The sequence below is a fragment of the Amycolatopsis sp. TNS106 genome, assembly GCF_019330265.1.
Lineage (GTDB): Bacteria > Actinomycetota > Actinomycetes > Mycobacteriales > Pseudonocardiaceae > Amycolatopsis > Amycolatopsis lurida.
This window is the reverse complement of the sequence record NZ_CP024972.1, coordinates 2621180-2645765: the sequence shown is the minus strand read 5'-3', so window position 1 is coordinate 2645765 and position 24586 is coordinate 2621180. Positions and strand designations below refer to the sequence as shown.

Here is a 24586-nt window from a genome sequence, read left to right as displayed (position 1 = left end):
ACTCCCCGCCGAATCCTGCTCCGGCGTTCTCGCCACGCACCGTAGTCGATGAGGGAGTAAGACAGTGTGGGCCATTCGCACCATGAATGATCACGAAACGGTTACGCTGTTCGGCCCAATGGGGCCGTGTTCACTTCTTCCAGGTGACGGGGTCGTCTTGGTAACCGTCGCCGTCGACGAACGACACACCGCCGACCTCGCCGCCGTCCTTGACGCCTTCGGTGTCGCAGGTTTCGTAGGTCGCGCCCGCCGTGGTGAACGTCGCCGGCGCCGGCTCTCCCTTACAGGCCGGCGTGCCGCCGGCCATGATCACCTTGGTGCCCTTGCCGTTCGGGTCCACCGCTCGCACGGACACCGAGGTGTCGGCGAGGTCCGTGCCACCGACGTTCTCGATCACCATCCGGACGTAGACCGGAAGCGACCCCTCGCCCTTGTCCTTGAACTTGGCGAGATCCTCCTTGGGGCCGATCTCGACCGACTTGACGGTGATCGCGATCGTGCCCGCCTTGCCCGCGTCGCTGAACGAGACGACGCCGCGTTCGCCGACCTTGAGCTCGCTGCCGGGAGCCATGGTGCCGTCGGCTCTGACGGTCTTCCCGCCCTCCTCGCCACAGGCGGAAAGCAGCAGCGCGGCGGCGCAGCAGGTGGCGATCATGGCGGTACGGGCGGACTTCATGGATCTCCTCGGACTCCCGCCGAATCTGTACCGGCGTGCTCGTCACGCACCGTAGCCGCAACCGGGCGCGGCGACTGTGGGCCGTTCGCACCACGCCCGATCACAAATCGCTTACGCCGATCAGCCCGTCCTGGATCGCCCGCGCGACGAGCGCGGCCTTGGTCGGGGCCTCCCTGCCGATCTGGGCGTACTTGACCCTGATCCGCTCGAGATGCGAGTTGACCGTGTTCGGCGAGATCCCCAGCCGATGGGCGACGAAGTCCTTCGACTCGGACTGGAACCACTCGATGAGCACTTCCGTCTCGCGCGCGGACAGGGCAGGACGCCGTTCGGAGCGGTCCCCGGCCATCGCGCCCGCCAAGGACGGCGGCGTGTACGACCGGTCGGCCGCCGCCGCGCGCACGGCTTCCAGGATATGTTCCGCGCCTTCGGACTTGGTGAGGTAGCTGAGCGCGCCGAGTTCGAGACACCGCAGGACCGTCTCGTCGTCGGCCCGCATCGAGTAGACGACGACGCGGCGGCCCGCCTCGGTGAGCCGCCGCAGATCGCCCATCGCCGGGGTGGTGCTGTTCAAGTGCAGGTCGAGGATGACGACGTCGGCCTGTGCGCCCTCGCCGATCCACGCGGCCCGCACGTCCTCGCCCTCGGCCACGACGGTGACCGGCGGTGTGCCCGACGACAGCCAGTGCACGACCCCGGCCCGTACGGCCGGATGATCGTCGACGACCACCGCGGTCAGTTCGGTCGCGAACGCCATTTCGCCTCCATCCACGATCGTTCTCCCAGTGCGTGCCATTCGACGTCGACGACGCCCGATCCGTTCGCCGTCCGCCCGGGTTCACCGTCCGTGATCGCCGCGACGCGGATCTCATCACCGGCGCGCAGGACGCTGACTCTGGCCCGCGTCCGGGCGGCGGCCAGCGCGGTCATCAGGGGACCGGTCAGTTCGCGGCGCACGGAGGTGGGGACGGACGCCGCTTCACCGCTGACCGCCAGTGTCACGGTCAAGCCCCGCCGCTCGGCGAGATCGACGCAGGCCGAGACCTCGTGCAGCAGCGGATCGGGGACGTCGTCGTTCTCCGCGAACAGCCGTCGCAGTTGCGTGGCGGCGAGCGCGCACCGCTGCCGGACCGCGTCGTCACGCGGGTCCAGCGTCCGGTCGGCAAGTCCGGCCAGCAGCGGCAGGGTGGCGCCGAGCTGCCCGGCGAACCGGCTCCGCTGGTCGGCCTCCCGTTCCTCCGCGAGCGCTTTGCGGTGGGCCTGCCGGTCGCGTTCGGCCGAAGCCTCCGCGGCTTCGCCCGCCCGCCGGTTGACGACCCTGATCAGTGCCAGCGTCGCGGCCTGGAAGGCGAGCACGCTGAGCCCGGCGATCACCACACTGCCGATCTCCCCGCGATCGGTGGGCGCGGCACCGATCTGCCGGACGAAGGTGAGCGTCATCTGGAGGACGAGCGCGGCCATCACGACCGCGGGGCGGTCCAGGAGCAGCACCAGCAGATGCCAGCCCGCGAGGCCGGACGCCCAGTCCTCGTCGCCGAGGAGCCGGTCCGGGGGCAGGGTCCAGATGGCGACCGCGGAGGCGGCGAGGACCACGGTCGCACCCGCGCCCGCGACCGGCCAGGGGACCGGCTTCCAGCGCAGCACCCACCACGCCGCGACGACGAGCACGACGGCGAGCGCGGCGAACGCGATCCGGCCGGGGGTGTCGTCCAGCCGGGTCAGGCTGAGCCCGAGCTGGATCGCCGCCGTCGCGAGCAGCACCGCGATCCGGCAGCCGCCGAGCACCCGGTCCGCGGTCTCATTCATGTGGCCACACCAGTTCCACCGTGGTCCCCGCACCCGGCGCGGAGGTCACCTCGGCCCGGCCGCCCGCCGCGGCCATGCGTTCGACGAGCGAGCCACGGACACCTCGCCGCTGGGCGGGGGTCTTCGCCGGGTCGAAACCGCGGCCTTCGTCCCGGATGGTCACGCGCACCCCGTCTTCCACCGTCAGCCGGGCCTCGCCGACCCCCGAGTGGCGGTCGACGTTCACCAGCGCCTCGCGCACGGCGCGGACCATCGCGAGCGCCGCCGACGCCGGGATCGGCGCGACCGGAGACCAGCGCGTTTCGACCTTCACCGGGCTTTGCGCGAGCACGCCGCGCAACGAGGTCTCGAGGTCGACGACGCTGCCGGGCCCGGATTCGCCGGTGAGGATCGCGAGATCGCGGCGGGCGTATCCGGCGACCTCGGACGGCTCCGTCGTTTCGCCGCGCTGGGCCACCGTGAGAAAGGTGGCCGCGGCCGTGTCGTGCAGGACGGCCAGATACTCGCGTTCCTGCAGCCGTCGTTGCACGGCAAGGGATTCCTCCCGGGTCAGCCGGGCACGGCGCTCGCGCAGATCGTCGATCCGGCGCGTCGTCCGCGACAGCAGGAGGAAGGCGACCCTGGCGAGGGTGGCCTCGATCAGCACCCGCGTCACCACTGGCGAACCGTCCTCGAAGCCGAGAGGCACGACCTCGATCGCCAGCAGGCAGGCGATGGCGGGCACGGTGACCTTCGGCGGCCATTCCCATTGGAGGGTGATCGCGGTGATGGTGAGGACGTTGAGCGCCCACTGGTTCAGCTCGGCCGCTTCGGGCGCGGTCAGGAACTGGGTGCCGCAGATGGCCGCCGCGCGCACCAGCGTCAGCGCGAACGCCACCGGCCTGCCCCGGCCCGTCTTCCCCACGAGATGCTCGGCCACGGCGGTGACCACGGCCAGCACGAGCAGGCCGAAGGCGAGCGGGAGCGCCCCGGACGGCGTCGCGAGCACCCCGAAAACACTGATCACCAGCAACCCGGCGCCCCTGGCCGGCCCGGCGAACCGGCCGACCACCCGTGAGAACTCCGCTTCGACGGAGGTCTCACGATCGGACGGCACGGCAGCAGTCAAACAGATGCCTTGAGCGTGCGCAGGTCCAGTACCTGCCAGGTCAGGGATTCGTTCCCGCCCTCCGACCACCAGACGAACGGCCCTCGCGCCAGGACCGTGCCGAACTCCGCCGCCAGGTCGGCCATCCGGCCGGTGGCGGTGTCGTAGAGGGCGAGCACGCCGCGGTCGTCGTCGACCACCACCGCGTACCGGTCGAGCACGACGACGTCGCCGAACGCGGGCCGGATCCCCTTCCCGCCGACCCGTCTTCGCTCGGACCCGTCGGGTCTCATGAGGTCGAGCCGCGCGGTCCCGCTCTGGCGCAGCACCTGGACGCGGCACCAGGACGGGGTGCAGTCGACCAGTTCGACGCTCTGCCCGTCGACCTTCGTGACGCGGCCGTCGCGGAGGTCCACGAGTTCCGACGGTCCCGCCTCCTCGACCGCTGCCGCCGTCGCGAAGGGCCACGTGGTGAGCGAGTACCGGCCGGGCAGCGGAACCCGGGTGACCGGACCGCCGGACAACGCCACCGTCCGCACCTCGGTGGCGTCGCCCCGCACGGCCGCCCAGCCGGCCAGGCCGTCGCGCACGACGAGGTCGTACTGGGAGTCCAGGAGCACGACCCGCCCGGTGTCGGCGGTGACGGGTACCGGGTCCTCGCCGTGCGGCCCGGCCCGCCACAGCGTCCCCGTGCCGGTGATGTCGGACAGTTCCAGCCACACCAGGGCGTCCGGGGACACGGCGAGGACGAACCGGGGCGAGCCCGACGGCGGGACCTCTCGGAGCACGCGATCTCCCACCATGAGCCGGACGACGTCGTCGGCCCGCGTCACCCCGGCGGAGAGGCCGGAATCGAGGAACGCCAGCGGGGTGTAGGGAGCACCGGTGACGGCGATCGCGGTGAGCCGGGCCTCCGGCCAGACGTCGGTGAGCGCGGGGGCGGCGGGCACCTCGGCCTCCGGGGCGGGCCCGGGCAGGGCCACCACGACGACGGCCGCCAGCACGGCGAGGGCCAGACCCGTGAGGGTGCAGTCGCGGGGGATCACCGCACCACCGCGGGGGAGGACGCACCCGCGCGGAGGAGCGCGGGCGCACCGGTGCCGTCGGCGGGTACCGCGTAGATCGCCTTGTCCCGGCCGTAGGCGACGGTCCGGTCGTCGAGCCACTGCGGCTGGTCGTCCAGATGCGCGGGGTCGGCGAGCGGGACGTCGCGGCCGTCGGCGAGGCCGAGCACATGCAGCCGCCACCGGTCGCCGTCACGGAACTTGTAGGCGACGCGGGTGCCGTCGGGGGAGAGCGACGGGCATTCGACGTTGCGCCGCAGGGAAGTCAGTGTCCTGGTCCGCAGGTCGCCGCGAACCAGCCAGGTGCCGCCCGCGGACCTGGCGGTGGCGTAGAAAGTCAGATCGTCCCGGGCGAAGGTCACCCCCCAGTAGTTCAGGTCCGCGGCCGGGTACGGCCTTCCGTCCACGGTGAGCGCGAAGTCCTCCAGCGAGCCGTAGTGGTTCCCCGTCTCCAGGTCGAAGATCCCGGCGGTGGTGGAGAACGTGCCCACTCCGCCCAGGTAGGAGTCACCGGAGCGGAACACCGTCCAGCCCACCAGCCGGCCGGAGGGGGAGACCCGGACCCGGGACGGCAGTCCCCATTCCGAGATCAGCCGGGGTCCGGCTCCGGGTTTCGTGACGACCAGCTCGGCCTGGTCGGGCACCGCCGTCGCGCGCAAGCACGCCAGGGTGCCCGCGGCGACGTCCACCCGCTGACAGGAGGGGCCGACGCGGTCGTCTTGGCGGACCCGGCCCGACTCGTCCACGTACAGCAGGCCACCGCGCGCGAGGTCCAGCTGCTGCTCCGGCGCCGCGTCGCCGGTGCGAAGCCCGACGAAGACCGCACCGGCCACCACGGTCAGCACGACCGCCACGACACCCACCCAGGTCCGCTTCATTTGATCCTCGTTCCGGCCAGTACCGACACCAGCAGCGCCACGGCGAACACCGCGAACGCGGGCCGCAACGCCGTTCCGGCCGCGAGCGCGCCGAACACCACCGCACCCGCCGCCCTGGCCAGCGCTTGTCCTGTTTGGACGATCGCGAGACCGGTGGCGCGCACCGGTTCCGGCACCAGCGGCGCCGCGTGCGCCATCAGGACGCCGTCCGTGCACGCGTAGAACACGCCGTGTGCCGCCAGGACGACCGCGGCGACGAACCAGCCACTCGCCGAAGCGGCCAGCACGACGTACGCGGCGAGCAGGAGAACGTGGCCGGCGAGGAACATCTTCCAGCGGCCCAGCCGGTCCGCGAGCCGCCCGACCGGGGACGCCAAGGCCATGAAGGCCAACGCCGTCGCCAAGGGCAGCAAGGGAAGCGCACCGGGCGGTAACCCGGCGGATCGTTGCACGCCGACGAACAGGAACATGTCGCCGACCGTGCACACCCCGAGGAGCGCCGCGGCCAGGCAGGTGCCGCGGAACCCGGGCTGCCGCAGCAGGGCGAAACCCGCTCGCAGCCGTACGCGCGACCGTTCGACCGTCCCCGCCGGGGCACGGACGAACGCGGCCAGCACGATCACCGCGAGCATGGCGAGGCAAAAGCTCACCCCGAACACCGCCGGATAGTCGCCGACGAGCACGGTCAGCAGGCCGAACGCGACGATCGGCCCGAGCAGCGCGCCCGCCGTGTCCATCGCCCGATGGACGCCGAACGCGCGGCCGAGGCCGTCGGCGGGTGAGGCCAGGGTGATCATCGCGTCCCGCGGCGCGGTGCGGATGCCCTTGCCCGCGCGATCGGCCCCGATCACGAGGCCGATCGCGCCGAGCGAGGACCCGGCCGCCGGGAAGGCGAGTTTGGCCGCCGCCGAGAGGCCGTAGCCCACCAGGGCCACGGCCTTCGGGCGGCCGAGGCGGTCGGCGAAGTAGCCGCCCGTCAGCCGCAACAGCGCCGTCGCGCCCGTGTAGAGCCCGTCGATCGCACCGAGCTGCAGGTAACCGACGCCGAGCCCGTACACGAGATAGAGCGGCAGCACGGCGGTGACCATCTCGGCGGACACGTCCGTGATCAGGCTGACCACGCCCAGGCCGATGACGGTGCTCGACACCGCGTGCTTGGCACGGCCTCCCGGGCGGGCCGGGTCGGCGGAGCGGATCGTGGAGAGGTACATGTCCGCCTTCCCGCGTTACGCGGTGACGCGCACGTCGTCGACCGCGGACTCCCACAGCGACGCGGTGCTCGCGTCGGCCGCCTCGACCAGCAGGCGCACACTGCGCCCGGCGAAGGACGACAAGTCGGCGGTCGCGGTCTGCCAGACGCCCGCGACTTCGGTCGCGGAGCCGAGTTTCTCGAACACCGTCGCCGACGTCGTGCCGTCGAGCACGCGGATCCGCAGGTAATCGGCGGAGGTGGCGTTGTCGCCGTGCGCGAAGGTGTAGGAGAACGTCAGCTTCCCGCCCGCCGGCACGGTGAACGACGGCGAGGCCATCGACGAACCGCCGCCGTCGAGATCGTTGACGCCGTACTCCGAACCGGCCAGCCGTCCGGTGACCAGGCAGTTCGCGCCGCTGGTCGTGTCGCCGCGCTGTTTGACCTGGTTGCTGTAGGTCGACGTGGTCTGCTCCGGATCGCCCCGTTCCCACTTGCCCGAGGTGGCGGTGTCGGCGCCGGCCGCGTTGAGCCGCCAGCCCTTGTCGGTCTCGAAATCGTCCGCGAACGCCTCACCGCCTGCCGAACCGACGCTCACCGAGACCTTCGCGGTCTGGGTCGCGGAACCCGACGACCCGGTGACCGTGGCGGTCGCCGAGCCGGTCGCGGTGTCCGACGCGGTCAAGGTCAGCGTCGCCGTCGTGGTCCCGTTGGCGGGCGGGGTGACCGACGACGGCGAGATCGTGCCGGTCACTCCCGAGGGCAGGCCCGAAACCGACAGCGCGGTCGCGGAGCTGAAGCCGCCGGTGCTGCCGACGTTCACCGTCACCGACGCCGTCCCGCCCGGTTTCACCGACACCGACGACGGGCTGGTGCCGACGGAGAAGGCGGGGGAGGAGACGCCCTTCTTGCATTTGCCGGTCGCGGTGTCGGTGAAGGTGCGGCCGGAAACCGGCACGAAGTCGCTGCGATAGTCGGTCGCGCTCAGTGTCAGCTTCCCGACGCCGAAGGTGTTGGTGTTGCCCGCTTCCTGCACGGCGGCCGACGACTGATCGAAGTTGTAGTAACCCCGGCCGCCGGTACCGATCAGCAACTCGCGGACGCCGTTCACGTCGTCACGGGTGCCGTCCGGGCGCGAGGGCGCGTACCGCTGGTAGTTGTGGTCGTGGCCGACGACGATCAAGTCCGCCTTCGCGTCGTAGAGCGCCTGGAAGAACGGCCTCACCGACGTGTCGTCCCCGTGGGAGCCGCGGCTGAACCGCGGGTGGTGGAAGAACGCGGCCGTGCACGGTTTGGTGCTCGCCGCCAGGTCGTTCTTCAGCCAGGTCTCCTGCGCGGAGCCGGTGCTCCGGGTGATGTTGGAGTTGAGCGCGACGAAATGCCAATCGCCGACGTCGAAGCTGTAGTAGCCCTTGCCTCTTTCCCCGGCGCGCGCGCCGAAGTAGTCGAAGTAGCCCGAGGCGCCGGAGGTGTTGTACTCGTGGTTGCCCGGTGTCGGGTAGGTGATGGCTTTGAACTTTCCGTAATGGGGGTCGTAGGTATTCCTGTATTCGGACAGCGTGCCCGAGTTGTAAGCGTTGTCCCCGGCCAGGATGAGCGCCTGCGGATTCATGTTCTCGATCAGCGGCGCGGTCTGGTTGCACGAAGACCCGCAGACGTCGCCGACCGCCGCGACGGTCGTGGTCGCCGAGGCGAGCGGCCGGTCCCCGGCCTGGTAGGCGTCGATGGCGAACCGGCTCGCGGGGTCGGACAGTGCCGCCGAAACCCGCACGCAGTCACCTTCGAACGCGCGGGTGTGGAACGCCTTGCCCGGCCAGTTCCGCGCGGTGAGCGTGAACGCGCCCGCGTGGCTGCCGGTGAGCGTCACCGAGTCCTCTCCGCGCAGCGAAAGCTCCGTGAACCGGACTCGCAGCCACTGCGCGCCGGGCGCGCAGACGGAGCGGGTGGCCAAGTTGGACGCGCCGGCGCCGGAGACCGAGGCGGCGCCGGCGGTGACCCCGGCCTCCGTCAGTTGTGGAACCTGATCGGCCACTTCGGGCGCGGCGAATGGCGCGGCTCCGCCCGCTTGGGGTTGCGCGGCGACCAGGAAGGCCCCGGCGGCCAGCGTGGCGGTCGCGACGGCCAGCGTCCGGCGGCGCCATCGTCTTGTGTTCGAGCGCATGGGAAATCATCCTCTTCGGTCATCGGCGGGAGGACGTGCGAGTCGTCGGCGATTCGGGATTCTTCCGACGATTCCGACCCTAATCACGGCCGGAGGAGCGTCAACGAAAAGTCACCGGGGCGCTGGATAACTCTGAACGGGACCCCGTTCACCCGACGAAAGTCGGGCGTTCCGGACGGTACGCTGCGCTTTCATGACGAGTCTCGCTCCGGCGGAATTCGGTGCCGCACTGCGCACCGCGATCGAACGCAGCGGGCTGAGTCTCAGCGAGATCAGCCGCCGATTGCGCGCGCAGGACACGCCGGTCAGCATCAGTGCGCTGAGCTATTGGCAGAATGGCGAAAACCGCCCGGAGCGGGCCAGTTCACTCGCCGCGGTGACCGCGCTGGAGACCATTCTCGGCCAGCCTCCCGGAACACTGACCGGGTTGCTCGGACCGCGGCGTCCCCGCGGCCGCTGGACGAGCCGCACCGGTGACGCCCTGCCCTACGACCAGGTGTGGCGGCGGCCGGAGGAAGTGGTGCGCGCACTGGCCAAAATGGACGCGACGCCGGACGAACTCGATACACCGCACCGGATTTCGCAGAACGTGTGCTACCGCGTCGACGGGCACGGGCACCAGGAATCGATCCGGGTCCGGCGGCTGGTCCGCGCCGATCACGACGGCACCTCGCGGTTCGTGTTCGTGAGCCGGTGCTCCAGTATCACGCAACCGCCGATGGTGCTGTTCACCGAAGGCTGCCGCCCGGCGCGGTTCCGCGCGGACGTCCCGTCGTCCACCTGCGTCTTCGAATTCGCGCTCGACCGGACCTTGGCCGCGGGGGAACTGGCCTCGGTGGAGTTCGGGGTCCGGTTTCCGCCGGGACAGACCAACCGGCACGCGCAGATCGCGCTCTACCGGCCCGCGCGGGACATCGTCGTGCAGCTCGCGTTCGACCCCGCACGGCTGCCGAAACGCTGCACCGCGTTCTTCCAGCCGCGCAGCGGGCAGCCACGCGAGGAACGCGGCGAAGCGAAGTTCGACCGGGAGACCAGCACCTTCCAGTTCATCACCCTCGACCCGCTCCCCGGCCAGTACGGGATCCAATGGAGCTGGTCCTGACTATTCGTAAGGACGTTCGGGCGCGGCCACCGGTACGACGTTTTCGACCTTCAGGAACGGGATGCGTTCGCCGTTGACGGCGTCCACCACCGACCCGGGCCGGAACGTGCCGGTGACTTCGATCCAGGTGTCGGGCGCGCTCGGGACCCGGCCGTCCAGCACGACCTTCACCGGGCGGCCGTCCGCGGCGCAGCAGGTCAGGATCATCCGGACGAGCAGTGACGCGCCGTCCGGCCCGGCGGCGGTGAAACCGGTGAGCACGACCCGTCTGGCACCGAGGGACCGGCCTTCGTCGAACACCGCTCGGGAGGCGTAGTCCAGGACGGTGACCTTCACCGGGTCACCGTCGGGCAGGGCCGGGTATTCGTCGGATCTGGTCAGCGCCGTGCCCGCGTTGCCCGCCGCGTAGCTGCCGAGCGGCGGTGGGGCGACCAGCAGCAACGCGAGGACCGGCAAGGGGAGCAGCCAGGCCACCTTCGGATGGCGATGGCGGTTCGCCGCCGCCAGCACCACGACCAGGAGACCGGACGCGAGCAGGAACGGCCACAGCCCTTCCTTGACGTAACGCAGGTATTGGCCGGTCAGGCAGACCTTGACCACGGCCGCGCCCAGCAGGAGCAGCACGACGGTCGCGGCGGTGCGGTTCACCAGAGCACCGTCCCGGTCACGACCGCGCAGCCGAGGGCGACCACGAACGTGGCGGGCGCGAACCGGGCGGCGAACCGCCTGCCGAAGGTGCCGGCCTGCATGGCGAACAGCTTGAGGTCGACCATCGGCCCGACCACGAGGAACGCCAGTCGGGCGGTGAGGGAGAACTGGCTCAGCGAGGCGGCGACGAAGGCGTCGGCTTCGCTGCAGATCGACAACAGGACCGCCAGCAGGGACAGCGCGAGGACACCGAGCACCGGATGGTCCGCGACGGCCTGGAGCCAGCGGCCGGGGATCAGGACGTTGAGCGTCGTCGCCGCCATAGCACCGATGACCAGGAATCCACCCGCGTGCACCAGATCGTGGCCTGCCGCGCCGGCGAACACCCGCCAGCGCGGGCCGTCGTGGACGTGTTCGGGCAGCTTGATCCACTCCGTCCGGCCGAGGCCGAGCCACAGCCAGCCCATCACGACCGAGGCGGCGAGCCCGGCCGCCGCCCTGGCGAAGACCATCGACGGTTGGTCCGGGAACGCGATCGCCGTGGCGGCCAGCACGACCGGATTGAGGGCGGGGGCGGCGAGCAGGAACGCCAGCGCCGCCGCCGGGGTGACCCCCTTGCGCACCAACGCGCCGGCGACCGGGACCGAACCGCATTCGCACCCCGGCAGCACCATTCCGGTCGCCGCGGCCGCCGGAACCGCGAGGGCCGGATGTTTCGGGAGGGCTTTCGCGAAGAACTCCCGCGGCACGAAGACCGCGATCGCGGCGGAAAGGATCACCCCGAAGGTGAGGAAAGGAACGGCCTGGAGCACGATCGAAACGAAGACCGTCGTCCAGGTCTGCACGATCGGCGTCCCGAGGACGTCGTCGAGCGGGCCCCGGAGCAGCAGAACGAGAACGAGAAGGCCCGCGAGCACTTCCACCGAACCGGTGCGCCTGCCCACTCCGGTGCCGGTCATGTGGCGAACCTCCCATCGTCCCGCAAGACTCTAGGGATTTCGCGTTCCACCTGGAATTCCGTTGTCTGGACAACGCTGGACGGCCACGAATGGGTATGGGTTACCCGCCTCGCCCGGTCGGGGGTATTTCCGCATTCCGATTGTGTTCGGACGGCCGATGGGCACAAGAATCGCCGCATGCGTGCAAGGCGGTTCGCCTCTCTTTCTGCCGGTGCCGCCGCCGCGGTGTGCGTGGCGGCGCTCGTGGTCGCCGACGGCGCGGTCGCCGCCCCGTTACCGGGCGGCCTGGGACCGTGCGTCGGCCCGGCCTGTCCCGATGTGTACCCACCGGTGAACAACAAGGACTACGCGGGCCGGGACAACGGCATCAACGTCTATGTCGGCGGCGAATTCCAGGTACGGGAAGCCGCCGCGGAAGCCGAAGGGCGCGTCGTCGTCCTCGGTGATTTCGACATGGCGAAACGAGCGGGCGCGTCCTCCATCTACAACGTGGGCGTCGCCGGTGTCGGATCGCGGGTCCCGCCACCGGACGGCGCCGACTTCCTGACCACCGGCGGGAACGTCAGTGTCGCGGCGGAGCAGCGGCTGCTCGCCGACGGCGGCGTCGTCCGGCACGCGGGAACCGTCACCGGGACCGTGATCGGCAAGCTCGAAAAGGACCCCGACGCGGCGAAACCCTATGTGGGCCTGCGCGAGGATCTTCGAGTGGCGAGCAAGTGCTACGCACGGGAAGGCACCACGCCGCGTCCGGCCACGGGCACGGCGGTCAACCAGGGATACCGCACCCTGTTCACCGGGGACGGGAAATCCGCCCTGCAGGTGTTCACCGTGGACTTCGACCTGACCGGTGCCACCGGCGGCATGCAGGGGATCGAGTTCGAAGGCATCCCGGCGGGGGCGACGATCCTGGTCAACATGGTGGGAGCCGCCCGGACGATCAACACCTACACCGGCGACCTCGACGACCGGGACCCGCTGAACAAGCTGCGCGAGCGGCTGCTGTGGAACTTCCCGGACGCCACCGCGGTGAAGATCGCCGGGGGCGCCCAGTTCCAGGGGAGCGTGCTGATCGGTGAGCCGGGAAGCACCGCGACCATCACCGCCTCCGGGATGAACGGCCGCTTCTTCACCACGGGTTCGCTGGTGCACACCTCCGAGGCGACCGGCGGTGGCGGACAGGAGTTCCACGCCTACCCGTTCAACGGTGACCTGCCCGAATGCGTCAGTTCGCCGACCACGACGCCGAGCAGCTCTTCGTCTTCGTCCTCTTCGGCCTCGTCGTCGAGCTCCACTACGACGAGCAGCAGCTCGGCCACTACGACCAGCAGCTCGACCACGACCAGCCCGACTTCGGTGACTTCCACGTCGACAGCGCCGACCTCCACGACGCCGACTTCGACCACGACGTCGAGTCAGACGAGCACCAGCTCGACGTCGTCGGGTTCCTCCAGCAGCGCGACGTCGTCGAGCCCGACGAGCAGCAGCTCCGCGCCGTCGTCGAGCTCGAGCAGCACCGCGCCGACCACCACCGGCAGCAGGACCACGACCACGACCCCGGGACCCGGGGTCACGGTGACCACCACGCCCGGGCAGCCGGGCGGCACCGCGCCGGGTGGCGGGCCGTCCGACAGCGGCCCACTGGCCTCGACCGGCAGCGAGGTCCGGGGTTTGCTGGTCGCCGGACTGTTCCTGCTGCTCGCCGGTGGCGCGCTGGTGGCGCTCACGATCCGGTCGAGGCGCCGCGAGTCCTAGACGCTGTCCGGTGCGAGCGTGTCGTGAAAGCCACTTTCGCGACGTCTGATGTCCCAAAAGCGGCTTTCGCGACACCTGGGTGCGGAGACCGCGAACATGACTTACAGGACAGCGCCTAGGCGAGGGCGGTGTCGATGACGTCGCGGCGGTCCGCCAGCAGAGCCTCCGCGGCGGTCCGGCCCGTGGCGGCCAGGTAGGCGTCGACGAGCCGGTTGCCGACCGCGTACCCGGCACCGGTCGGCAGGCCGACGGGGGTGGCGCCGTAGCGGACGGCGGTCTCGTCGCCGTGCACCCACGCCGTGAAGTTCCGCATGCCGGTGATCTCCAGCCCGGACACGACCTTCGCGAACACGGCGTCGTCGTGCAGATGCGGCACACCGATGCGGGCGTAGCCGAGTTCGTCGCCGTACAGCTGACGGGCGAACGCGTCGGCCAGTCCCTCGGACACGATCTGCTCGCCGACGGTGACCGTCGCCGGGTCCCAGATCACCCCTCCGGGGCTGTAGCGCAGGTTGTGGTTCAGCTCGTGGACCGCGGTGGCCTCCAGCCGCGTCAGATTCTCCGGATACGGCCAGAAGTTGAGGAGGATGTAGCCGGACACGCTGCCGTTCGCCGTCATTCCCAGGTTCGGGCCCAGGAAATGCCCGTCGCCGGGATCACCCAGCACGGTGAGGACGGTGATGTCCGGGACGGTCAGCCCGGGTGTCGCGGCGAGCTGTGTGGCGACGGCATCGTCGAGAGCCCGCTGGATCCGGCTCCAGGCGTCCGCTTCATGAAGGGCTTCGAGCGCCTCCAGACAGAGGTTCTCGTCGCGGTCGAGCGGGAATCCGGAACCCATCGCGTGCATCGCGACGAGGTCCACCTCGCCGGGGAAGTAGCGGTACATCCCGGCGGCGGGTTCGACCATCGCCTTGAGCATCGCGGCGCGGTCCGCCCGCGGCGCACGCAGGATCGCTCGCATCGCGGGGTAGGTGTCGAGAACGGTGATCGTCATGGGAACGACGGTAAAGCCTCCAGTGGGTGGAGACTCAAGTCCTCGCGCGAGACGAGGCAAGGGTCGCGAAGAGGGTTTCGCGACTAGGTCGCCCGGGGTCGCTCACCGGGCGGAGACTTCGCTACCGCTTTCCGCCCGGCGATCGCATGGGCCGATTCCGACCAGGCGGGCCGGGCGCCGCACCGAAGCTTGCCCGGCCGGCGGACGCTGAGCCCGGACCAGAGAGAATCCGCGGCCGCCGCCCGCTTCCAGCGTCGTGATCATGATGCGCCGGACACTGCTGGCGGTGCTCGCCTGCCCGCCCCGGCGCGAGGAGGTCGTGAGTGATAAGTGTCGTTCTAACGCTCCTCACCACTCACGACCCTCGCGCGAACCTGCCCACAGAAGCATCCACCGGACCAGCGGTCCTGTCAGTCCGGCGCGTTGCCGCCAAGGCTCTCGAAGCCGTCCATATGGCCACCAATCGGCCACTGAGCCGTCGGGGAAACGCTTAAGGGTGCCGCCAGGCCAGGAACGTCTCCAAGGTCGTCAACCGGTGTTCGCGCACCGCCAGCTCGATCTCCCCGGCGGGCGCGTTCCGGTCGAACAGGTCGAGGATCTTCTGGTGCTCCTGGACGGATTCGTGGGCGCGGCCGGGGACGAAACTGAACGTCGACGTGCGCAGCCCGGCCAGCCGGTTCCAGCCGCGGTTGACCAGGTCGAGTACCTGCGGATTGGGGCAGGTGCCGAACAGGACGCGGTGGAAGTCGCGGTTCAGCGCGGTGAACCGCGACGGCTCGAAGTTGGCCAGGCAGGCGGTCAGTTCCGCGTTGAGTCCCTTGGCCTGGTCGAGCGCCTCGCCGGGAAGGGACGGCGCCGCCAGCGCGGCGGCGTAGCCTTCGACCAGCGCGAGTGTCTGCATGGTGTGCTGATAGTCGCTCTCGTCGGCCATCGCGACCTGCGCGCCGATGTTGTGTTCGTAGGTCACCAGTCCCTCGGCCTCCAGCCGCCGGACCGCCTCGCGCACGGGCACGGTGCTGACCCCGAGTTCCTGGGCGATCTGCCCGAACACGAGACGGTAGCCGGGGGAGAAGGTGCCATCGTCGATCCTCGCCTTGATCCAGTGATAGGCGATCTGCGATTTGCTCATCGCGGTCGAGTTGACCGCGTCGCCCGCGGTCACGAGTAGTGCAGCCAGACGGATTTGATCTCGGTGTACGCGTCGATCGCCCATGGCCCCATCTCGCGGCCCCAGCCGGAAGCCTTGTAGCCGCCCCAAGGCGCCGCCATGTCGGGGATCGGCGGCATGTTGACGAACACCGCGCCCGCCCGGATGCCGTTGGCGAACCGCTGCGCGACACCCAGATCGCGGGTCCACACGGTGGCCGCGAGCCCGTATTCGGTGTCGTTCGCCCGGGCGAGCAGTTCGTCCGGATCGTCGTAGGCGGTGACGGCCAGGACCGGGCCGAAGATCTCCTCACGCATGATCGTCATGTCGTCGGCGACACCGGCGAACAACGTCGGGGAATAGAAGTAGCCGTCGCGGTCGACGGGCTTGCCGCCGGTGACCAGCTCCGCCCCCTGCTCGTTGCCGGTCGAGACGAGGAAGTCCACGTGCTCGCGGTGCTTCGCGGACACGAGGGGGCCGAGCTGGGAGGATTCGTCCAGCCCCGGCCCGACCTTGAGGCCTTCCAGCCCGGCGGCCAGTTTCGCGACGAACTCCTGTTCGCGTTTGCGGTCCACGAAGAACCGGGTGTACGCGGCACAGACCTGACCGCTGTTCAGCGTCGCGCCCGCGAGGTTGCCCGCGACGGCGGCGTCGATGTCCGCGTCGCCGGAAATGATGCTGGGTGCCTTGCCGCCGAGTTCGAGGGTGAGGCGTTTGAGATTCGACTCCGCGCTCGCCGCCGTGATCAGTTTCCCGACCGCGGTCGACCCGGTGTAGGACAGATGGTCGACGTCGTCGTGCCTGCTCAGGAGCGCGCCGACGGCACCGTCACCGGTGACCAGGTTGACCACCCCCGGCGGGAACCCGGCCTCGTCCACGAGCTCCACCAGCCGGATGCTGGTCAGCGGGGTGACCTCGCTGGGCTTGACCACCACGGTGTTGCCGGTGGCCAGCGCGGGCGCGAGCTTCCACACCAGGATCATCAGCGGGAAGTTCCACGGCGTGATCAGCGCGTTCACCCCGACCGGCTCGCGGCGGGTGTAGTGCAGCGTGTCCGGGAAGGACACCGGGTTGGTGGTGCCCTGGATCTTGGTCACCCAGCCCGCGAAGTACCGCAGGTGCTCCGCCGCGCCGGTGACGCTGACCTGGCGCGAGATGCCGATCGGCTGGCCCTGGTCGCGCGTCTCGAGCGCGGCCAGCTCCTCGTGGTGCTCGTCGACCAGTGACGCCAGCTTGAACAGGAGCGCGGCCCGCTGGACCGGCAGCAGTCCCGCCCAGGCGGGGTCGTTCAGTGCCTTCCGCGCGGCACCGACGGCGGCGTCGACATCGGCGGCCGACGCGGTGCCGACCTCCTCGATCACCTGGCCGGTGGCCGGATCGTACGTCGGCAGCGACCCGCCTCCCGCGGCGGTCCACTGTCCGTCGATGAACAGGCGTGTGGCCATGGCTGGCTCCCCTCGACCGGTGTGTGATCGAGTATCGGGCGCCACGAGGTCTCCGGTCTTGCCCGCCAGGGCACGCCGATTGTCGGCCAGCGAACCGAATCCGCCGGACGCCGTCGCGCCTTGCGAGGGTGGGGGACATGGACGTCATCGTGGTGGGAGCGGGTTCGGCCGGTTCGGTGGTCGCCAGGAGACTGGCCGATTCCGGGGCCTGGGTCACCCTGCTCGAAGCGGGCGGGCCGGACACCAACCCGGCCATTCACGACCCTTCGCGGGCCGGAGAGCTGTGGCACGGCCCGGAGGACTGGGACTACTACACCGTGCCGCAGCCGCACGCGGCGAACCGGCGGCTGCATCTGCCACGCGGCAAGGTGCTCGGCGGTTCGCATTCGCTCAACGCGATGATCTGGGTGCGCGGCGCCCCGGCCGACTACGACGGCTGGGACCTGCCCGGCTGGCGGTGGGACGACGTGCGCCCGGTGTACGAGCGGATCGAGAAGGATCTGCTCGACGTCGTGCCGAACGAGCCGTTGCACCCGATCCAGCAGTCCATTGTGGACGCCGCCGGGCAGATCGGGCTGCCGTTCAATCCGGACTACAACGGCGACGAGCTCGACGGCGTGTCAGTGCAGCGCGTCACCACTCGCGATGGCAAACGGCTCAACACCTGGCTCGCGTACGGGCAACCCGCGACGGATCGGATGACCGTCCACACGGGAGCGCTCGTCCACCGGTTGCTCTTCGAGGGTGACAAGGTGACCGGCGTGCTGGCCGAGGTCGACGGCGAACTGCGCAAGGTCTTCGCCGACGAGGTCGTGCTCGCCGCCGGCGCGCTGGCGTCCCCGGCGATTCTGCTGCGCAGTGGGGTCGGCCCGGTCGACGAGCTGGAGGTGCACGGTATCGACGTCGTCGCGGAGCTGCCGGGCGTCGGGAAGAACCTGCACGATCACCTGCTGTCGCCGGTCATCTTCGCGACCGATCGCCGTCGGGTCGATCCGCCCGCGCCCGGCCGCTCGGTCACGCAGACCCACCTGTTCTGGCGCAGCCGCCCTGGTCTGGAAGTGCCCGACACCCAGCCGATCCACTTCAGCGTGCCGATGTACGAGTCGTGGATGACCGGCCCGGACACCGGGTTCTCGCTGATGGCGGGCATGGTCACCCCGCGCAGCCGGGGCAGCCTCCGGCTTTCGGGGCCGAGCCCGCTCGACGAACCGCTGATCGACCTCGCCGCGCTGGAGCATCCGGCCGACTTCGAGAGCCTGGTCGCGTCGGTCGAACAGTGCCGGGAGATCGGCCGCGCGTCCGCGCTGGCCGACGACTGGGGTGCCCGTGAGCTGTATCCGGGGCCGGAGGCCGATGTCCGCGAGTACGTCCGGCGTACCGCGATCACCTATCACCACCAGGTCGGGACCTGCCGGATGGGCACCGACGCGGATTCCGTGGTCGATCCGGAGCTCGCCGTGCACGGGATCAGCGGGCTCCGGATCGCCGACGCGTCGGTGCTGCCGCGGGTGACCACGGGCAACACCAACGCGCCGGCGGTGCTGGTCGGCGAGCAGGCGGCCCGGTTCATGCTCGGCCGATAGTGCGGCGCAGCCAGGAGGCCCGGGCGGCGAGCGCGGCCCGGGTCACCTCGCTGTCCGGGGCGATCCGGTCGAAGCCGTGGTATGCGCCCGCCCAGACGTGCAGTTCGGTGGGCACGCCCGCCTGCCAGAGCCGCCGCGCGTACTCGACGTCCTCGTCGCGGAAGATCTCGGCCGCGCCGACCTCGATGAAGGCGGGCGGGAGTCCGGTGAGATCGGTCGCGGTGGCCGGAACGGCGTACGGCGAGGTCTGTCCATTCAGGAGCGACCGCCAGCCGAACTCGTTGGCCGCCCGGCCCCACACCCCGCGTTCGGCGAATTCCACCGTGGACGCCGAGTCGTTGCGGCTGTCGATCATCGGGCACAGCAGGAGCTGACCGGCCAGCGCCGGTCCACCGCGATCCCTGGCCAGCAGGGCGATGCCCGCGCTGAGCCCGCCTCCGGCGCTGCCGCCGCCGACGATCAGCCTGCCCGGGTCGAAGCCGAGCTCGTCCGCGTGCTCGACCATCCACGTCAAGCCCGCGTAACAGTCTTCGATCGGCGCCGGATGCGGATGCTCGGGGGCGAGCCGGTAGTCCACGGTCACCGCGACGAACCCGAATTCCTCGACGAGGGCGACCATTCTGGGCAGGTCGGCGAACCGGTCGTCCAACACCATGCCGCCGCCGTGGATGTTGTAGAACCCCGGCGCATTCCTGGCGTCCCTCGGTTTGACGATCGTGACGATCACGTCGGTGCCGGGGACCCGCCGGTCTTCCCAGACGAGATCCCGGTCGCCGACCGCCTCGGCACAACTCAGGTTCCCGTCGGCCATCGCCCGCCGGATCTCCGCCAGCGAATCGGCGCTCAGCGGCGGTCCGGACGGCAGCCCGGTCAGGGCTTCGGCGAGTTTGGGATCGAAGGCCGTCACGGTCCCTCCGGATCGACGACGCCCCGGTCGGCCCAGTACGGCTCGACGAGTTCGCGGAGCTGTTCCGCGCCCACGCGTTCGACGAGGCCGACGGCGCCCAGGTTGTCCTTGAGCTGCCGGGTGCTCGTCGCACCGAAGAGCGTGGTCGTGTTGGCCGGGTGCGTGAGGGTGAACGCGAGGCACAGCTGAGCGGGTGTCGAGTCCACTCCGGCCGCGATCTTCGCCAGTTCCGGGGCGGAGGCGGCGATGCGTTCGCGGATGTCGCCGGGGTCACGGCCGACCTGGCGCGCGCCGCTGTTCTTGCCGAGCAGGATCCCGCCCTCGAAGATGTCCGACGACTGGAGTGTCACCCCGAGTTCGCCGAAGACCGTCTTGAAGGGGTCACCGTCCGGAATGGACCGTCGCGCGACGCTGTACTTCAGCTGTGCGATCGCGGGCCCGGGCACGTTCTCGGCCGCCGCGAAATCGTGCAGGGCCCGGATCGTGCCGGCGGACCAGTTGTTGACACCCCACTGCCGGATGAGCCCCGCCTCCCGGAGCTCGTTCAAATCCAGCACCAGCTGGTGCAGATCGGTGTCGTCGCGGCGGAGATCACCCAGGACCACCAGATCGGCGTGCTCGACTCCGGCGCGGAACAACGCGTTGTCCAGTTGGTCGCGGAGGTTGTGTTCCGGATAGCCCTCCAGCCACAGCTTGGCCGAGAGCAGGTACTCCTCCCGCTTGAGCCCGGCCGCGCGGACCATGGCGGAGAACAGGACGTCGGTGAAGACCGGTGTGGCGCCGGGGAATCCGTAGACGCCGACGTCGAAGAGCGTGATCCCGGAATCGACCGCGGTGCGGACCAGGTTCACCGCCTCGCGGAAGTCCATCCGGTCGTAGGTGTGCCAGGAGCCGAGCGAGAGCACGCCGGTGAGCGGCCCGTCGCGGCCGATCCGGCGCTGAGGGATGACGGTCATGGAGGTCTCCTAGGGCAGGCGGGGATCGATGACGGCCTTGAGTTCGCCGAGCCGCGCCATCGACTCGACGCTCTGCGAGGCTTGGGAAAGACCGACGGGCGCGCTGAACAACTCGTCCCATGGCAGCCGGTCGGCGAACGTGCGGAAGAAGTCCACCGAACGGTGGTAATCGGCGATGTCGCCGTTGAGCGAGCCGACGACCGTGAGTTCCTTGCCCATCACGGTGCCCAGCGCGACGGGGGAGGGCGTGGGGCCGGTGGAACCGACGATCGCGACCGTCCCGCGCTGGGCGGCGAAGGCGACGGCCTCTTCGCCGATGGTGGGCCCGCCGGCGAAGTCGAACACGTGGTCGGCGCCCCGGCCGCCGGTGAGTTCCTTGACCCGTTCGACGCGGTCTTCGACGGTGGTCCCGTCGACCGGAATCGTCGCTGTGGCCCCGAACCGCCCGGCGACCTTCAGCCGGTCGGCGGGACCGCCGATGGTGATCACGTCGCCCGCGCCGGAGATCCGCGCGACCGCGGTGGCGAACACGCCCAGCGCGCCCGCGCCCTGGACGACGACGGTCGCCCCGGGACGGATCCCGCCCGATCGCGAGACGGCTCGCAGCACGGTTTTGCCCGCGCAGCCCGACATCGAGGCCCAAGTGTCCTTGACGTCGTCGGGGAGAAGAAGTTTCGCCGCGCCAGGAGTCACGTAGCAGTGGCGCACGAGCCCGCCGGTGGCGTACGGGAAGACGTCGGAACGCTGGAGGAAGCCGTATCCGCGCTTCTCGCAGGCGACCGGTTCACGCAAGATCGTGCAGCCGTGACACTTTCCACAGGTCGATTCGGACCAGCCGATACGGTCGCCCTCGGCGATTTCGCGGCCGAGCGTGTCGGTGGTACCCGGCCCGACGGCCAGCACCTCGCCGACCATTTCGTGGCCCAGCACCATCGGGAGCATGCCGGGGAAGGTCATCTGGCCGGACCAGAGATGCACGTCGGTGCCGCACAGGGTGGTGCAGGTGATCCGGACCAGCGCGGCGCCCGGTTCCGGCTCCTCGGGCAGCGGCAGGTCCCGCAAGGTGAGCGCGGAGCCGTGTTCGGTGAGCACCGCCGCTTCGGTTCTGTTGACCATCTTTTTAGTCTACAGTCGTAGGAGAAAAAGTCCAGATCCTGGAGGAAACCATGCCGTCGCAACGTATTCGCCCCGCTTCACTCGTGGTTCGCGGCGGTCCTGTGCTCACCTTCGACCCGGCGGACACCGTCGTGCGGGCGATGGCGGTGCGTGACGACCGGATCGTCGCCCTCGGCGATGTCGCGCTGGACCACATCGGCCCGGAGACCGAGGTGATCGACCTGTCGGGAAGAACCGCTCTCCCCGGCATCAACGATTCGCACCTTCATGCGACCTGGCTCGGCGCGCGGTGGCCGGACACGCTCATCGGCGGTGCCGGATTCACCGGGGGAGAAGAAAAAACGGTGCGCACCGAGGCCGAACGGCGGGCAGCCATCCTGCGCGCGGGCGAGCTGTGCGCGTCGCTGGGCATCACGAGTTACACCGAACCCGGTCTGGGGCCTGGCGAAACCGGATGTTTCAGCGCCGAGGTGCTGGAGGAGTACGCGAGGCTGGCCAATGAAGGGCTCCTGCGCGCGAGGGTGACCGCGCTGCGGCTGTTCGGCCTGCTCGACGGCGCCAGTTCGCTGGCGGACTTCCGGCGCGGGCTGGCGATTCCGGCGCCGACCGCGAATCCGTTGTGGCTCACCGTGCCCGGTGTGAAGATCTTCGCCGACGGCATCCCGCCGATGCGGTCCGCGTGGACGCATCACTGCTACGCCGACGGTTCGCACGGAGCACTGCTCGTGGATGGGGACGACGATCCTGGCCGTGCGGGCAACCTCGCCGCGATGATCCGGCTCGCCCACGACGCCGGGATGACGGTGGCGGTGCACGCCACGGGGGATCGCAGTATCGAAGCCGCGCTCGGCTCGCTTCGCCGTGGTGACCACCTCGTGCACGGCGACCTGGTGACGGCGGATCAACTGGCGCGAATGGCTTCGTCGGGCGTCGGCCTCACCACGCAGCCCGCGATCGCGGTGGCGATGCGGGGAATGCTGGTGGACGCGCTCGGCGCCGAGGTCGGTGCCCGTGCCTGGCCCTTGGCGGAGATGCTGGCTTCAGGTGTCCCGCTGACCTTGAGCAGTGACGCGCCGGTGGTGACTCCCGATTGGCGGGTGCACATCGCGGCGGCCGCCCGGATGCTGGAATCGTCCGAAGTGGACGCCGCGCTGATGGCCAGGTTGCTGCGCTGCTACACGGTCGCGGCCGCCGAGCAGGACGGTGCGGCGGACTGGAAGGGCTCGCTGACCGTGGGCCGCGTCGCGGATTTCTGTGTGCTGGCCGCGAACCCGCTGGAAGTCGGATTCGCGGACCTGCCGGACGTCGGTGTCGAACTCACCGTGTCCGGCGGCCGCGTCGTGTACTCAGGTGAGCAGTTGTCCGCCGTCGACCTGGAGGCTCACCCCGGTGAGATGGCCGGCGTCGGCGGAGGCGAGGAACAGGACTGACGGCACCACGTCGGCGACGGAAGCGATGGTTCCCAGCGGGATCCTCGCTTCCCACGCCGCGCGGGCGGCGGTGTCCGAGGCGAAACCGGCGGTCATCGGGGTGAGCACCGGCCCCGGCGCGACGGCGTTGACGCGGATGCCGTGCGGTGCCAGTTCGAGCGCGGCCGAGCGCGTGAGCGCCTCGACCGCGGCCTTGGTGGCCTCGTAGTGGCCTAGTCCCGGGGTGGGTTGCCGGGCGCCGATGGAGGTGATGTTCACGATGGCGCCCCGGGTGCCCGCTTCCAGCATGTGCGCGCCGACCGCGCGCGTCATCAGGAAGGTGCCGCGGAAGTTCACCCGCATGCACAGGTCGAAGACGCCGATGTCCAAGCCCACCAACGGTCCGCCGCCCCCGGCCAGGCCGGCGTTGTTGACCAGGACCTCCACCGGGCCGAACCGATCGGTGACCAGCGCCAGCGCCGCGTCGACCGATCCGGGGTCGGAGATGTCGAGTTCGACGTGCTCGGCGCCGAGTTCGCGGGCCAGGTCGTGCGCCGCGCGGACGTCGACGTCGGCGATGATCACGCGGTCACCCGCGGACTGGAAGGCTTCGGCGACTCCGCGGCCGATGCCACTGGCACCGCCGGTCACCAAGACAAGTCTCTTGTTCATTCTACGATCGTAGACTAAAACTTGTTTCCGTTGCCAGTGAAAGGAAATCTCGTGGACGAGAAGCAGAACGGACTGGGCTTCGCCACTTCGGCGCTGAGCCTGGGATCCTGGAACACGTGGGACCGCATGGACTTCGACGACGCGGTGCGCCTGCTCCGGTACGCGATCGACTCCGGGGTCACGCTTTTCGACGTGGCCCACTACGACATGGGGCCGCATGCCGAGCAGTCGCGCACCGACCTGCTCTTCGGCGAGGCGATCCGTGCCGCGGGGATCAAGCGCGACGAATACCAGCTTTGCGGGAAACTCTGGCTCTGGGACTACCCGAACACCGGTTTCGCCGAGCAGCTGGCGACGTCGTTCGACCGCGTCGGCGTCGAGCGCGCGGAAGCCGTCGTGGTCGGCGACTACTTCGAACGCCCGGACATCCCGCGGATCGTCACCGAGGTGGCCGAACAGATCCGCCTCGGCCGCTTCGACGTCTGGGGGGTCAACAACTGGCAGGCCGCGGATCTGGACCGGGCACTGGAGTTCGCTTCCCGCGAAGGGCTTCCGGCTCCGCGATTCGCGCAGCTGAAGTACAGCGTCGCGCGACGCTCGATGGCGGAAGGTCCTTTCTACGGCGCGCATTTCGAGGCGGGACGGTTGACGTTGCAGGCGTCCGACGTGTTCGAAGGTGGCGTTCTGCTCGGCAAGACCCCGTCGCGGAAGATCGGCGCCGATCCGGGCGGGATCCGGGAGTCGATCCGTGCGGCCGCTGCGCGGGTCGCTGCCGTGGCCGGGGACTTCGGGGTGAGTCCTTCGCAGCTGGCCCTGGCGTTCTGCCTCGCTTACGCGCCGGTGGCGAACGTGCTGTTCGGGGTGAGCCGTCTCGCGCAACTGGAGGACAACCTGGGCGCCGCCGCGCTGGCGGCTTCCCGGGGTGCTGAGGTGCGGGATGCTCTGGAGGATCTCTGGCTGGACCGCGCGGTCGCGGCCGACGGGACCTTCTGACCGCCTTCATCGCAGCGGCGGGAGCGACGGACCCGAGTCTCT

The 24586-nt window shown here is 70.3% G+C and carries 22 protein-coding genes; 5 read left to right on the top strand and 17 right to left on the bottom strand.

The window, feature by feature from the left end:
* Positions 1-130: 130 nt before the first annotated feature.
* The 8 genes from CVV72_RS11935 to CVV72_RS11900 form a co-directional block, all read right to left on the bottom strand.
* A complete protein-coding gene (locus CVV72_RS11935) occupies positions 131-676 on the bottom strand; it encodes a hypothetical protein (protein WP_219152499.1) in 546 nt (181 codons plus the stop codon).
* A gap of 100 nt (positions 677-776) precedes the next feature.
* Positions 777-1433 (bottom strand): response regulator transcription factor, encoded by a 657-nt coding sequence (locus tag CVV72_RS11930; RefSeq protein ID WP_219152498.1) that lies wholly within the window; start codon positions 1431-1433, stop codon positions 777-779.
* The gene (locus tag CVV72_RS11925; RefSeq protein ID WP_219152497.1) at positions 1412-2482 is read right to left on the bottom strand and encodes a histidine kinase; all 1071 of its coding nucleotides are present in this window, start codon (positions 2480-2482) and stop codon (positions 1412-1414) included. The genes CVV72_RS11930 and CVV72_RS11925 overlap by 22 nt, the downstream gene beginning before the upstream one ends.
* A complete protein-coding gene (locus tag CVV72_RS11920; protein WP_219152496.1) occupies positions 2475-3578 on the bottom strand; it encodes a sensor histidine kinase in 1104 nt (367 codons plus the stop codon). The genes CVV72_RS11925 and CVV72_RS11920 overlap by 8 nt, the downstream gene beginning before the upstream one ends.
* A gap of 8 nt (positions 3579-3586) precedes the next feature.
* Positions 3587-4615: a hypothetical protein gene (locus tag CVV72_RS11915; protein ID WP_219152495.1), complete on the bottom strand. Its 1029-nt coding sequence runs from the start codon at positions 4613-4615 to the stop codon at positions 3587-3589.
* Positions 4612-5511: a hypothetical protein gene (locus tag CVV72_RS11910; RefSeq protein WP_219152494.1), complete on the bottom strand. Its 900-nt coding sequence runs from the start codon at positions 5509-5511 to the stop codon at positions 4612-4614. The genes CVV72_RS11915 and CVV72_RS11910 overlap by 4 nt, the downstream gene beginning before the upstream one ends.
* Positions 5508-6722 (bottom strand): MFS transporter, encoded by a 1215-nt coding sequence (locus tag CVV72_RS11905; RefSeq protein WP_219152493.1) that lies wholly within the window; start codon positions 6720-6722, stop codon positions 5508-5510. Before CVV72_RS11905 ends, CVV72_RS11910 begins: the two co-directional genes overlap by 4 nt.
* A 15-nt stretch (positions 6723-6737) precedes the next feature.
* Positions 6738-8861, bottom strand: coding sequence for a metallophosphoesterase (locus CVV72_RS11900; protein WP_219152492.1), 2124 nt, complete (start codon positions 8859-8861; stop codon positions 6738-6740).
* 193 nt (positions 8862-9054) lie between these two features.
* On the opposite strand from CVV72_RS11900, the gene CVV72_RS11895 reads away from it, so the two are divergent.
* Positions 9055-9963 (top strand): helix-turn-helix domain-containing protein, encoded by a 909-nt coding sequence (locus CVV72_RS11895; RefSeq protein WP_219152491.1) that lies wholly within the window; start codon positions 9055-9057, stop codon positions 9961-9963.
* Here CVV72_RS11895 and CVV72_RS11890 read toward each other — a convergent pair whose 3' ends face one another.
* Positions 9964-10611 (bottom strand): TIGR03943 family protein, encoded by a 648-nt coding sequence (locus tag CVV72_RS11890; RefSeq protein WP_219152490.1) that lies wholly within the window; start codon positions 10609-10611, stop codon positions 9964-9966.
* Positions 10608-11570, bottom strand: coding sequence for a permease (locus CVV72_RS11885; protein WP_219152489.1), 963 nt, complete (start codon positions 11568-11570; stop codon positions 10608-10610). The genes CVV72_RS11890 and CVV72_RS11885 overlap by 4 nt, the downstream gene beginning before the upstream one ends.
* A gap of 177 nt (positions 11571-11747) precedes the next feature.
* On the opposite strand from CVV72_RS11885, the gene CVV72_RS11880 reads away from it, so the two are divergent.
* Entirely contained in the window at positions 11748-13322 is a 1575-nt protein-coding gene (locus CVV72_RS11880) for a choice-of-anchor A family protein (RefSeq protein WP_255632642.1), read from the top strand.
* Positions 13323-13437: 115 nt separating this feature from the next.
* On the opposite strand, the gene CVV72_RS11875 is transcribed toward CVV72_RS11880, so the two are convergent.
* The 3 genes from CVV72_RS11875 to CVV72_RS11865 all read right to left on the bottom strand — a co-directional run bounded on the left by CVV72_RS11875 (position 13438) and on the right by CVV72_RS11865 (position 16908).
* Positions 13438-14316, bottom strand: coding sequence for a DUF2268 domain-containing protein (locus CVV72_RS11875; RefSeq protein WP_219152488.1), 879 nt, complete (start codon positions 14314-14316; stop codon positions 13438-13440).
* Positions 14317-14806: 490 nt separating this feature from the next.
* Positions 14807-15478, bottom strand: a complete 672-nt coding sequence (locus CVV72_RS11870) for a GntR family transcriptional regulator (RefSeq protein ID WP_219152487.1) — start codon at positions 15476-15478, stop codon at positions 14807-14809.
* On the bottom strand, positions 15475-16908 hold the full coding sequence (locus tag CVV72_RS11865) for an aldehyde dehydrogenase (protein ID WP_219152486.1): 1434 nt from the start codon (positions 16906-16908) through the stop codon (positions 15475-15477). Before CVV72_RS11865 ends, CVV72_RS11870 begins: the two co-directional genes overlap by 4 nt.
* Before the next feature lie 137 nt (positions 16909-17045).
* Here CVV72_RS11865 and CVV72_RS11860 point away from each other — a divergent pair, with 137 nt between their 5' ends.
* A complete protein-coding gene (locus CVV72_RS11860; RefSeq protein WP_219152485.1) occupies positions 17046-18491 on the top strand; it encodes a GMC family oxidoreductase in 1446 nt (481 codons plus the stop codon).
* On the opposite strand, the gene CVV72_RS11855 is transcribed toward CVV72_RS11860, so the two are convergent.
* From CVV72_RS11855 to CVV72_RS11845, 3 genes are read right to left on the bottom strand one after another with little or no spacing between them, the layout of a single operon-like run.
* Positions 18475-19398, bottom strand: a complete 924-nt coding sequence (locus CVV72_RS11855) for an alpha/beta hydrolase (RefSeq protein WP_219152484.1) — start codon at positions 19396-19398, stop codon at positions 18475-18477. The two genes, CVV72_RS11860 and CVV72_RS11855, sit on opposite strands and share 17 nt — an antisense overlap.
* Positions 19395-20354, bottom strand: coding sequence for an aldo/keto reductase (locus CVV72_RS11850; RefSeq protein ID WP_219152483.1), 960 nt, complete (start codon positions 20352-20354; stop codon positions 19395-19397). The genes CVV72_RS11855 and CVV72_RS11850 overlap by 4 nt, the downstream gene beginning before the upstream one ends.
* A gap of 9 nt (positions 20355-20363) precedes the next feature.
* Entirely contained in the window at positions 20364-21470 is a 1107-nt protein-coding gene (locus CVV72_RS11845) for a zinc-binding dehydrogenase (RefSeq protein ID WP_219152482.1), read from the bottom strand.
* 50 nt (positions 21471-21520) lie between these two features.
* On the opposite strand from CVV72_RS11845, the gene CVV72_RS11840 reads away from it, so the two are divergent.
* The gene (locus CVV72_RS11840; protein WP_219152481.1) at positions 21521-22900 is read left to right on the top strand and encodes an amidohydrolase; all 1380 of its coding nucleotides are present in this window, start codon (positions 21521-21523) and stop codon (positions 22898-22900) included.
* Here the strand turns inward: CVV72_RS11840 and CVV72_RS11835 are convergent.
* The gene (locus CVV72_RS11835; protein WP_219153912.1) at positions 22817-23533 is read right to left on the bottom strand and encodes an SDR family NAD(P)-dependent oxidoreductase; all 717 of its coding nucleotides are present in this window, start codon (positions 23531-23533) and stop codon (positions 22817-22819) included. The genes CVV72_RS11840 and CVV72_RS11835 overlap by 84 nt on opposite strands.
* A gap of 69 nt (positions 23534-23602) precedes the next feature.
* Here CVV72_RS11835 and CVV72_RS11830 point away from each other — a divergent pair, with 69 nt between their 5' ends.
* Positions 23603-24544, top strand: a complete 942-nt coding sequence (locus CVV72_RS11830) for an aldo/keto reductase (RefSeq protein ID WP_219152480.1) — start codon at positions 23603-23605, stop codon at positions 24542-24544.
* Positions 24545-24586: the final 42 nt, after the last annotated feature.